Below are 11,971 nucleotides of genomic sequence, written 5' to 3' on the forward strand. Positions count from 1 at the left end.
TGATGTACATCAAAATAACTGTTTACGATTTTCTGATTCTGCTCAACGTTTCCTGTGTGATACCCAGAAAAGAGGCAATATGCCCAAGATTGACACGCTGCTGCAGGTATGGCATTTGAATAATCAGGTTCCTATACCGTTCTGTAGCCGTTTCGAAGTGCAGTGAATTAATTCTTTCTTCAAGAATAACGCAGAGTTCTTCCGCTATTTTTCTGCCAATCAGGTTGAGCTCGGGATATATTTTATATAAATTCTCCAAATCATCAACTGAAATGGAATATACTTCCGAATCCTCCAGAAACTGAATATTTTCGGGCGAGGGTTTGTTAGCGTACATCGGCATTATCGCTCCGAAAATTTGGTTTTCCGCCCCAAACCAGACATTAATCTCCCTTTCATTCCGGTAAATATAAGATCGGATAATCCCTTTATTCAATACAAAATAGCTGGCCAGAATTTGTCCCTGTTTCAGCAGGTGGCTGTTTTTCTTTTTCTGAAAATGTTTCGTTTTTTGCTCAATTGCTTTTTCAGCTTCACTGGTAATCGGGCCGTATTTTTTGAGTTGTTGAATCAGTGGGTTCATGGCTTCTTATGATCAATATCAGACATATAATAAATACATCCAATTTAAATTTTTTTACTAAGAAATACAAGAGCAGAAATCCGCACGATTTTACGGTCATATCAACCTTGCCCATAAAGAAACTTCACAGATGTTATGAAGTGGGAAAGTGGAAGAAAAGACACGGATAATAGGGTCTGGCAACATGTAAAGCGGTTTTTCGTGGATGTTTATTTGATTTTAATAGTGTTCAGTAAAAGAAGCTTTCAATATTTTGTAGTATATTTGCAATCTATTTTTAATGGTATCTAAAAAGGTTAGAAAGGGCATTAGGTGCCCAATGTAATCGACCCACCATCTCCGCTGAAAAAACTAATTCCATTAGAAGGCTAATGGAACTTTTTTATGGAAAAAAGTCACGGATGCAGGATGTAAATTTTGGAGGATCAATTTCAAAACATGATGAGCAAGTTTTTTTTTAACATTAAGAAATTAAGATCTTAAGTTATGAGGTGCTTAAACAACTTAAAGAAAAATCAATTTATTGATTTCTTCATTGATAACAATAAGCATTATGCTTAAATCCTTAATGTTTGAAATTAAGAAATAAACTAAAGTTTATTGAGGTTAAGAAAATGACGATCAATTTTAAACAGACTTTTATAGGTTTGAATGTACTTACTTCACTCCCCAAGTTTGGAGATTGATCTATTTTTGGAGATCAGTATGTCGGCTGATTAATCAGGTAAATAAAACAACCGCTTAGTCGAATCAATGTAATTGATTCCCTCTTTGTATCCTTAAAATATGCACTATGAGAATAAAACTTTGCGTTAAAAATGCGTTCTGTTTTATAAATCTATAACCATAAGCTGTTCCTTTTGTTTGACTGCGTCGAATCTTTGATTTCAAGACAAAAGAGCATATGACTCACACACCTTACAAAATCACACCAAAAGAAATGCATCCAGCTGGATGTATAAGAAGAATCTTATGATAAGATTTTAAAATATGACCATTGAATCTAATGGTATTGGAGAAGGAGAAAATAAAAGAATGAAAACCAATTTTAAACACATATTAGCTCAGAAATCTATTTATATAGCGGCTTTATCGGCCTGTTTCATTGCGGTAACTGCATTTGCGATTCTGAGTTTCCTCATTACCCGTGACAGCCGGAAAAACAATGAAGGATTTGCTAAGAAAACCTTTTTTCAGAAATATGAAACGCTGGAAAAAGAATTCAGAAATATAGAAGAATACCAGTACCTGCTGCGTGCCCTGATTCAGAAAGACGGCTTGAAAAACTACAAAGAATATTCTTCCGTCCTGAATAATATGAACCGGAAAGAAAATCTAATGCCCTACAGCTGGTATTCCTACTACGATGCCACTTCCGGGAAATCTGTAAGTAACAGTAATCTATCGGATGTAATCACAAATAAATCTCCTGAGGCAAGGTATACCAAAATAGAAAACAACAGATCCGGACATTTCAGAGATTTCCTTACCACACGCAAGGACACCACTTATTGGGTCAGTTATGATTCGCTGATGCTGCCAAAGAAAAATATCCTATATTATGGTTCCGCGGTAAGCCTGAACGATCTTCACGAATATTTCTCCAATATTGACAAAAGCCTGAACAATTATGCCTATGTTTTCACCAAGGAAGGCATCTGTATTTCCCATCCTGAAAAGAAATATCTGGGAAGAAATATTTTTGATTTTACGGATGTTCAGCCGAAAGATACCTTATGCAGTACAACAAAATCAGGATATACAGAAGGAACCGGGATTTCAGAGTATTTTGATTTGGAAATAACCCGTTTCGTAAAACCACTGAAGACGGATAATTTTGATGGCTATGCGGTCGTCAACCACGTCAATTTCCTTATTGATGAAAGTGTCAGTAATACGAAAATGTATACGGTCTATATCTTCCTGGCGGCTTTATTCCTAATCGTAACTGTTTTTATCCTATTTCAGAGGGCAGCCAATATAGCCTATCAGGAAAAAGAAAAGATACAGTCTGAGAAAAATCTACTATTGGTTGAGAATGAAAAAATGCATAGGGTAGAAGCCCTGCACCAGCTTCAGCAGCTTAAAAACAATATCAATCCGCATTTCCTTTTCAACTCACTGAATTCCCTATATATGCTCATCGGGATCAATAAAGACAATGCCCAGCGGTTTACAATGAATCTCTCCAAGATCTACAGGTATCTTATCGTACCGCCTCAGGAAAACATCGTTCCGGTAGCGCAGGAAATTAAGTTCATCCAGCAGTATATGGAGCTTCTGAAAAGCAGGTTCGATGAAGAACTGACCTTTGATCTGATCATCCATCATCCCAAAAGTTTAGAAAAACGCATTCCTTATCTGTCTCTTCAGTTGGTGGTGGAAAATGCTATCAAGCACAATATTGCGACTATAGATCATCCATTAGACATTCTCATCACGGTGGAAGACGAAGGAATCATTGTAAAGAATACCTGGCAGCCCAAAACAGATGAAGATGTACAGGGAGCCAAATTCGGAATTGATTATTTGAATCAGGTTTATGATTTTTTTAAAAAGAATTCTGTTAATATTTCCGTAGACGGTGAATATTTCATATGCATTTTACCATTATTAGAATAAAAAATGAAATCCATTCACTCCCGAAATACGTCCTCTCACTCCCTAACGCTGTTGATATTATTTCTTTCCGTATAGTTTTGCGGGCTGAAACTGAGATATCTAATAATTTGGAATGAATCGGACTATGGTAATGAAGAACTACAGACTTGCATTGTACTTAGGACTGGCATTAGCCTCACCGGCAGTACTGGCACAGAAAAAAGACACTTTAAAAACAGATAAAGAAAAATCGGAGAAAACAGATACTTCATCAAAAAAAGCAAAAAAAATTGATGATCTGATTAAAAAAGGAACTTATAAAAAAGGCCTTTTCAATACCATTCAGGTGAAGACCGATGTGTATTTTGAAATCCCGGACAGTCTGATGGGACGTCAGTTTTTGGTAGTCAATAAACTGTCTCAGGTACCGATGCAGGTGAATGAAGCAGGGCTGAACAAAGGAATGAACTACGAAAACAAAGTCATTTCCTTTCACCGCGATGCAGTAGCCAAAAAGGTGTGGGTAAAAACTGTGGTTCCGCAGGTATCATCGCCTAAAAACGATGTGATCACAAAATCTGTGAAAGACAATTTCTCAGAATCTGTGATTGAGGTTTTTGATATTGAAGCCCAGAACAATGATTCTACATCTGTAGCCATTAAAGTGAATAAGATTTTTGACGGAAATCAGAAAAGCTTTAATGATGTTTTGGCTAATGTAGGTCTTGGAGGATCTGTGAAGTCCAACCTTTCCTATATCGAAGGGGTAAAAACTTTTCCTCAGAATCTGGTTGTCAAATCCCAGCTGACCACATCCGTGAATGAAGGTGGTGTAGATCTGCCGGTAACGCTTGGAGTAACGACCAATCTGGTGTTGCTTTCCAAAGAACCGATGCAGCCGAGAATTGGAGATGCAAGAGTTGGATTTTTCAGTGAAAAACATTGGGCATTCAACGACCGTCAGCAGAAAATGGACGAAAAGCAGTTCATCACCAGATGGCGTTTGGAACCTAAAGATGAAGATAAAGAAAAGTATTTGAGAGGCGAATTGGTAGAACCTAAAAAGCCGATTATTTATTATATAGATCCTGCAACACCTATCCAGTGGCGTGAGAAGATTATTGCAGGTGTTTTCGACTGGCAGGCTGCTTTTGAAAAAGCAGGCTTTAAAAATGCAGTGATTGCAAAAATGCCGGATGAGAACGATAAAGACTTTGATATTGATGATGTAAGATATTCCGTGATTACCTACGTGGCTTCCCCAAAATCGAATGCGATGGGACCTTCCGTAGTAGATCCGAGAAGCGGTGAAATCATTGAATCGGATATTATCTGGTGGCACAATGTGATGACTTCTCTTCAGGAATGGATGAGAATTCAGACTGGACCAATAGATGAAAAAGCACGTGGAAATGTATTCAGCGATGAGCATATGGGCGAGGCGATCCGTTTTGTATCGTCACATGAAGTGGGGCATACCTTCGGACTGAAGCACAATATGGGATCTTCCTTTGCTTTTCCTGTAGAATCTCTTCGTTCAAAAGAGTTTACAGATAAAATGGGTGGTACTGCGCCTTCCATTATGGATTATGCGAGATACAACTATGTAGCACAGCCGGAAGATGGAGTCACCGCGATCACTCCAAAGATCGGAATTTACGATAAACACGCTATTGAATGGGGTTACCGTTGGTATCCTGATGCAGTATCCGAGAAAAAAGCGCTGAGAGATTTAATAGAAAAGCATGAAAATGATCCATTGTATTTCTATGGCGAACAGCAGAGTTATCTGGAAACCATCGATCCGCGTTCGCAGTCTGAAGATTTGGGAGATGATGCGATGAAGGCCAGCGAGTACGGAATGAAAAACTTAAGAATCGTTGCAGACAACCTTCTGAAGTGGACTTATGAAGACGGAAAAACGTACACGGATGCAGGAAAATTGTATATGGGTGCTATCGGGCAGTGGGATCTGTACACAGGTCATGTGATGGCGAATGTAGGAGGAATTTATCTGGATAATACAGTTTTCGGCAGCAAGAAAAAAGCCTATGAAGCTGTACCTGCAGAAATTCAGAAAAGAGCGGTTGATTATTTGGTTAAAAACTCAATCAATCTTCCGGAATGGTTGTTTTTCAATCCAATCACGGAGAAAACGTATTCTGTGAAAAACTCCCCGATGGGACCATTTGAGCAGACACCGTACACCTTAGCAAGAGGAATGCAGTATGCGAATATCTATTCTCTGCTGATGGACGACAGACTTCTGAGAATGATCGAAAACCAGTTGAAAAATGAAGTTTCAGGTTCGAAGGAAGAAATCTACACGGTGGAGGATTTATTCGACCAGCTTCGTGGATCGGTTTTCAGCAAAAAAGGAAGCCTGACGATTCTTGAAAAGATGACGCAGAAAAACTATGTAGATGCCTTGATTGTTTCCGTGAATAAATTATTTGAAAAAACGGCAGTGAAAGCCTTAAAGGTGGAAAATACACTGAACATTCCGATGATCTGTAATTTCCATGAAGAAGACCACGGTCTGAGGAATATCAACTACTCATCGATGAAAAGAGTATCTGAAGTCACTACCTACAAAAGGGCAGAACTACAGAAAATATTGAACCTATTAAATAAAAGTAAGAATAAAGGAGATGAAGCTTCCAGGGCTCATTATGCAGACTTGATCATCCGAATAAAAGAGGCTTTAAATAAATAATCAGCTATGAAAAAAACTCTAATACTTTTACCTCTTTTGGCGGCTCAGATTGCATTGGCCCAGGAAAAGAAAACCATTACCGGAAAAATAGAAGACGGAAATACAGCGACAATGATTTCCGGGGCTACGGTGAAGATAGAAACCCAGTCCGTTTCTACAAAAACAGATCTGGTAGGCATTATTGAAAGTGTATCTGTAGGAACAGTAACCGACAGTAACGGAAAATTTATACTGGAAATTCCTGCAGACACCAAGTCTGTACTGGTGAGTTATCCGGGCTATGAGTCCAGAGTGATTCAGATCAGTGAAGGGCAGACCAATTATACGGTAAGACTGATTCCTGAGGTTTCAGACAAAAATAAAATCCAGGAGGTTATCATTACCGGATATCAGAAAATTGAAAAACGTAAGCAGACTTCAGCCGTTACTACGGTGAAGATGGATAATATCAACCAGGCCGGTGTTGCGAGTGTAGACCAGATGATGGCGGGACAGATCGCCGGAGTAGTGGTGACACCTGAAACCGGAGCTCCCGGAAGTCCTGCAAAAATCAGAATCAGAGGAACAGCTTCTCTTTCAGGTCCGCAGGATCCGCTTTGGGTAGTGGATGGTCTTCCTTTAGAAGGAAATGACGTTCCGAACTTCAGCGATAAAGATAATATAGACCAGCTTCAGAATTTTTCTATTGCAGGTTTAAATCCTAACGATATTGAGGATATCACCATTTTAAAAGATGCTGCGGCGACTGCTATTTATGGAGCCAGAGCTGCCAACGGGGTGATCTCTATTACCACCAAAAAAGGAAAAAAAGGAAGCATGAGAATCAATTTCTCAGCGGATACTTTTGTAACCTCACGTCCGGATTTTGACAAACTTAACCTTCTGAATGCCTCTGAAAAAGTAGACCTGGAATTAATGCTTGCCAGCCGTGCAGATCTAACCTACCGTGCAGACAAAGGGGAAGTGATGAGAATTCTAACGAAAAACGGACAGCTGGATGCGTACAGAAGCGGAGGTCTGGGCGCGTTGAACTCAATGACCCGTCAGCAGCTAGATGGTTTAAGAAACAATAGCACAGACTGGGGAAAATTATTGTACAGAAATGCCATCAATAAGCAGTATGGATTAAGTGTTTCCGGAGGAAGTGACCGTTCAGACTACTATTTCTCTTTAGGATATTATGACGAGCAGGGAACAACAATCGGGACAGGTTTCGAACGTTATAACCTGACCTTAAAAAACAATTATAAACTAAGTGATAAGTTAAATGCAGGAATCTCTATTTTCGGGACCAACAGTGAACGTACATCGTTTGTAACGGATGCTGATGCTTCTATTAACCCTATCAATTATTCAAGAAATGCCAATCCTTATCTAAGTCCGTACAATGCAGACGGAACCTACAGATATGATCAGGATATCGATGGTTTGAGAGATGCCTATGTGCCTTTCAACTTCCTGGAAGAAAGGGAAAATACAAACTATACCCTAAAAAACCGTTCAATAAAAGGGATATTGGATTTAGAATATAAAATCACCAAAGACCTGAAGATTACGTCTCAGTTCGGGATGCAGTATGACAGCAACAAGACAGAAAAATTTGCCGCTGAAAATACATACTCTACCCGAAAAATGAAGGAAGGAACGCGTTATTATAAAGATGGAGCATTCCGTTATTTTCTTCCTGCCGGAGGGGTAAAACAAAACTGGGATAATGAATTTTTCCAGTACAACTGGAAATTACAGGCAGCCTACAGCACAAAAATCAATTCAAAACATGAAATTGATTTAATGGCCGGATCAGAAATCCGAAGAACGAATGACAATACAACACTGACCAGAGCTTTCGGGTATAACAGCATGACAAGAACCGGAACTCCTATTGTTTTCCCAAGTTCAAATTTTGCCGGAGATAAGAAATATGAAACCTACCGTGAAATGGCACCTGTTGAAAATGCTTATGCATCAATGTTTGCAACGGCTTCCTATACTTTCGACCAGAAATATACATTCTTCGGAAGTGTGAGATATGACGGAACCAATTTATTCGGGGTGAATAAAAAATACAAATACCTGCCGATATGGGCTGTTTCAGGTTCATGGCTGGTAACGAAGGAAAACTTCATGAAGGACCTTACGGCTATTTCTAATCTTAGATTAAGAGCTTCTTACGGTTTGCAGGGGAATATAGACCGTAACACGTCACCGTTCTTTATCGGTGAATACAAGGAGACCACTATTCTTCCGGGAAGTAAAGAGAATATCATTAACGTAATCAGTCCTCCAAACGATAAACTTCGTTGGGAGAAAACAACCAACGTTAACCTTGGTCTTGATCTGGGAATGCTGAAAAACCGTGTGAATCTTACCGCGGACATCTACAGCAGAAAAGGAACGGATATGATCAGTATGAAAGAAACGCCACTCGAAACCGGGTTTGAATATACGATGATGAACTGGGGAAGCTTGACCAACAAAGGTTTCGAACTGGCGCTATCGACAAGAAACATCGATAAGGAGAATTTCAAATGGAATACCACCATCAACTTTGCCCACAACAAGAGCAATGTATTGAGCGAGCAGCCTCGTAACAACGCCCTGCTTCCTTCAAGAGAAGGTCTTCCGGTGAATGCTGTATTTGCTTTAAAAACAGCCGGTATGGATGAAAACGGAAATCCGATGTTCTGGAAAGGAAATGAAAAGGTAAAAGCAGAAGAATTCTTCAAACTATACGATGTATATGCAGACTTCCTTCCGGGGCAGCTTGTGGATACTAAACTTTCCAACGAAGAACTGAGAAATCTCTTCACGTATGTAGGAGACAGAGATCCAAAATTTACCGGAGGTATCATCAATACATTCAAAATACACAGCTTTGATCTGACGGTTTCCGCCGCTTTCAATTTTAAGCAGACAGTGATGAGAACCCCTTCTTACCGTGGAATGGATCTGGACAGAGGAAGAAATTACACCAAAGATATCTACGAAGCAGGAACCACACTTCCGGGAATCACCAGTGCCGATATGGAGAGCAATCCAGGATGGATGGCCAATAAATGGTTTGCCGACAACCGTTCTAATGCCTACAGCCTGCTTGATGTATGGGCAAAAGAGATCAGCTATGTAAGAATCAGCAGCATCCGTTTGGGATATACACTGCCTAAAGAATTTACCAGTCCTATGGGAATCAGCAGTCTGAGACTGAGCGTTGAAGGACGTAACCTGTTTGTGTTCAGTAATGGGTACAAAGGTTATTTTGATCCGGAAACCTATGGTAATATTTATGCACAGCCCATTGCCAAATCAGTAACAGTAGGATTTAATGTTTCTTTTTAAAACTTGAAAAAAATGAGAAAAATTACAACATTCATTGCGATCGCAGCCTTAAGCTTTTCCAGTATCGGATGTGACCGTTTTTTAGATATTCAGCCTGAAGGGAAAATTATCCCGATGAACGCAGAGGATTACCGCAAAGTACTTACATCAGCCTATTCTCAATATCCGGTACACAAATCTTTGACCGCTCTGAGAACAGATGAGCTGACGATAGATGAAACCCTGAATGAATTTAATGTCTACCGCGAAATAGCGATGTGGAAAGATTCCAACAACGATCAGGCCACAGCCGAGTTTCCATGGGTAGCGTTTTATTCCGTAAACTTTTATCTGAATCAGGTCATCAACGAAGGAAGCAAGACCATGGCAGATTCTCCTGAAAAGAATCAGATTCTGGCAGAAGCTTATGCGCTTCGTGCCTATTTATATTTTGATTTGGTTAATTTATATGGGAAGCCTTATAACAGTGCAACAGCCGCTACAGACAGAGGAGTGCCGATCAGCCTTGAGATTGATCTTGAGCAGGTACTGAAACCTTCTTCTGTGCAGGCAGTATACGATCAGGTGCATGCAGATATGGCAAAGGCAGAAGGACTGATGGTAGAGGAGAAGCAGCCGGCCGGAATCAATTACAGATTCTCAAAGACCGCCCTGAAGGCATTTCAGGCGAGAACCGCTCTTTATCAAAACGATTGGAACAAGGCCTTAAGCTATGCACAACAGGTGATTGCAGTGAAAGGAGAATTAAGCAATCTGAATACAACACCTACTGCGCCTAATCATTATGCTTCGGTAGAATCTATTTTAGCTTTGGATAATGCCCTGAATATTGCTGTGCAGAACGTATCTTATGCTTCCCCGGAATTGATTTCAAAATACAATACCACAACAGATAAAAGATTTAGTCTTTATTTTGAAAAGAACGGCAGCAAATACAAAGTGATCAAAGGAGGAACTACAGATTTCAGAGTGTCTTTCAGAACTGCGGAGATGTATTTTATACAGTCTGAGGCATTATTAAAACTGAACAGACTGAGTGAGGCTAAAGAAGCAATTCTTAAGGTCCTGAAGAACAGATATACGCCTGACGGATACATCACCGTTCAAAACCAGATCAATCCAATGAACACTTCAGATTTCATGAATTTTATCCTCGAGGAAAGGTTCAGAGAATTTGCTCTGGAAGGCCACCGCTGGATGGATTTAAGAAGAGCAGATCAGAAAAAAATCATTCATAATGTGAATGGTACAGACTATATTCTTCAGCAGAATGATGTGAGATATACCATAGAATTTCCAATGAGTGCCAAGAAGAATAACCCTCTTTTATAAACATTCATATTAACAACCCCTGAAACCGCTTGAACTTAATAGTTTTAGCGGTTTTTTTGTACTTTTGTAATGTTATGAAAATTGCCATTATAGAAGACGAATTGCTGGCTGTGAATTATCTCAGAAACCTGTTGGACCGGCAAAGCATCGTCCCTGTGACGGAGATGGTGATTCTGCGTTCAAAAAAACAGGCCATAGACTTCTTCGAAAACCATGCAGCGGATCTTATCTTTATGGATATTCATCTCGGAGATGGGATGAGTCTGGAGATCTTTGAATCTGTGGAACTGTTCACGCCCATTATTTTCATAACCGCTTTTGACGAATATGCCATGAGAGTATTCCGGCATTTCACTATAGATTACCTTCTGAAGCCTTTTGAGGAAGAGGATTTGCACCAGGCATTACAGAAGTTCATTTCCATCAGGTCCAATTATGATCCCGAACCTGTCCTGAAATCAATGTCTTCATTACGCCAGGCGGATAGCCCTGATGTGATGAAACGTTTTATGGTGCGTGACGGGAATAAACTGAAATCAATTGATGAAGACCATGCAGCCTATTTTTTTGCTTCGGGAAAATACCTTTTTCTGACAACGACGGACAACCAGACCTATATTTATGATGATACGATTAAAGATGTCATTCATAAACTGAACCCACAGCTTTTCTTTAAAATCAACCGTAAGTTTATCATCAATAAAAATGCAATTGTGGAGATTATCAAACATTCCAGCCAGAAAGTAGAACTGAAACTGTCGCCTGCCCCTGAAATCAATTCAAATGTATTTATCAGCAAAAGACAGATCACGGAATGTTTAAGCTGGCTGAAAAGCTGATTGATTCTTATGAAAACCTGTACAGATACAAAAGCAAAAAAAACACCCTGTGATGGATCAGAATGTTATCAATACATATGCGGTTAAGTTCGAAAATAAAACCATGAGCTGGGAAGGATTTCCGGGAAAAGAAAACTGTAAGATTATTGAAACCAACAATTATTGCTTAACATGTTTCTTAACCAGTTGGAAGTCCGTTTCACAAATCAATGATTCATTGCTGCCGGATATTAATGCAGCTTTGGCGGATCCTGCCTTGGAAATTGAGAGTGATACGGCGACAGTAGATATCATCATGTGTAATCATCTGGTAGATTTTTATGATCGTCAGGGTTATGTAAACAGTATACCTTTGAAGGATTTCAAAGAAATTGTAACCTTATGGAGAGATTTTCTGACTACACGTCCTCTGAACGGCGCAAAAGTTTACTTTACCTTCTTTGGATTCTCTTTCTGATTTTTTGTGATTCTTTAGCTAATCTGATCATCATATTTTGACGTGCAAGTTTAAAATATCAATCAAAATGATGGGATTTCCATACGCTACTCTTGGCTAGGAATGAA

General features: G+C 39.5%; 7 protein-coding genes. 6 read left to right on the top strand and 1 reads right to left on the bottom strand.

Annotated features, from left to right (window positions below; all coding sequences use genetic code 11):
- Positions 1 to 22 precede the first annotated feature (22 nt).
- Positions 23 to 583 (bottom strand): Crp/Fnr family transcriptional regulator, encoded by a 561-nt coding sequence (locus BUA72_RS12240; RefSeq protein ID WP_072923108.1) that lies wholly within the window; start codon positions 581 to 583, stop codon positions 23 to 25.
- A 990-nt stretch (positions 584 to 1,573) separates the two neighbouring features.
- Here BUA72_RS12240 and BUA72_RS12245 point away from each other — a divergent pair.
- The 6 genes from BUA72_RS12245 (at position 1,574) to BUA72_RS12270 (ending at position 11,864) form a co-directional block, all read left to right on the top strand.
- On the top strand, positions 1,574 to 3,205 hold the full coding sequence (locus BUA72_RS12245; RefSeq protein ID WP_228407867.1) for a histidine kinase: 1,632 nt from the start codon (positions 1,574 to 1,576) through the stop codon (positions 3,203 to 3,205).
- Between the two features lie 112 nt (positions 3,206 to 3,317).
- Positions 3,318 to 5,900, top strand: coding sequence for a zinc-dependent metalloprotease (locus BUA72_RS12250; RefSeq protein ID WP_072923109.1), 2,583 nt, complete (start codon positions 3,318 to 3,320; stop codon positions 5,898 to 5,900).
- 6 nt (positions 5,901 to 5,906) lie between these two features.
- On the top strand, positions 5,907 to 9,236 hold the full coding sequence (locus tag BUA72_RS12255; protein ID WP_072923110.1) for a SusC/RagA family TonB-linked outer membrane protein: 3,330 nt from the start codon (positions 5,907 to 5,909) through the stop codon (positions 9,234 to 9,236).
- Positions 9,237 to 9,248: 12 nt separating this feature from the next.
- On the top strand, positions 9,249 to 10,568 hold the full coding sequence (locus BUA72_RS12260; RefSeq protein WP_072923111.1) for a RagB/SusD family nutrient uptake outer membrane protein: 1,320 nt from the start codon (positions 9,249 to 9,251) through the stop codon (positions 10,566 to 10,568).
- A gap of 74 nt (positions 10,569 to 10,642) precedes the next feature.
- Entirely contained in the window at positions 10,643 to 11,407 is a 765-nt protein-coding gene (locus BUA72_RS12265; RefSeq protein ID WP_072923112.1) for a LytR/AlgR family response regulator transcription factor, read from the top strand.
- A 52-nt stretch (positions 11,408 to 11,459) separates the two neighbouring features.
- Positions 11,460 to 11,864 (top strand): hypothetical protein, encoded by a 405-nt coding sequence (locus tag BUA72_RS12270; RefSeq protein ID WP_072923113.1) that lies wholly within the window; start codon positions 11,460 to 11,462, stop codon positions 11,862 to 11,864.
- Positions 11,865 to 11,971 lie beyond the last annotated feature (107 nt).

This window comes from Chryseobacterium sp. OV279 (assembly GCF_900128945.1).
In the GTDB taxonomy this organism is placed as follows: Bacteria; Bacteroidota; Bacteroidia; order Flavobacteriales; family Weeksellaceae; genus Chryseobacterium.

Coding starts and splice junctions, on each gene's coding strand:
- BUA72_RS12240 (WP_072923108.1), bottom strand. CDS start 583: ATGAACCCACTGATTCAACAACTCAAAAAATACGGCCCGATTACCAGT.
- BUA72_RS12245 (WP_228407867.1), top strand. CDS start 1,574: ATGACCATTGAATCTAATGGTATTGGAGAAGGAGAAAATAAAAGAATG.
- BUA72_RS12250 (WP_072923109.1), top strand. CDS start 3,318: ATGAATCGGACTATGGTAATGAAGAACTACAGACTTGCATTGTACTTA.
- BUA72_RS12255 (WP_072923110.1), top strand. CDS start 5,907: ATGAAAAAAACTCTAATACTTTTACCTCTTTTGGCGGCTCAGATTGCA.
- BUA72_RS12260 (WP_072923111.1), top strand. CDS start 9,249: ATGAGAAAAATTACAACATTCATTGCGATCGCAGCCTTAAGCTTTTCC.
- BUA72_RS12265 (WP_072923112.1), top strand. CDS start 10,643: ATGAAAATTGCCATTATAGAAGACGAATTGCTGGCTGTGAATTATCTC.
- BUA72_RS12270 (WP_072923113.1), top strand. CDS start 11,460: ATGGATCAGAATGTTATCAATACATATGCGGTTAAGTTCGAAAATAAA.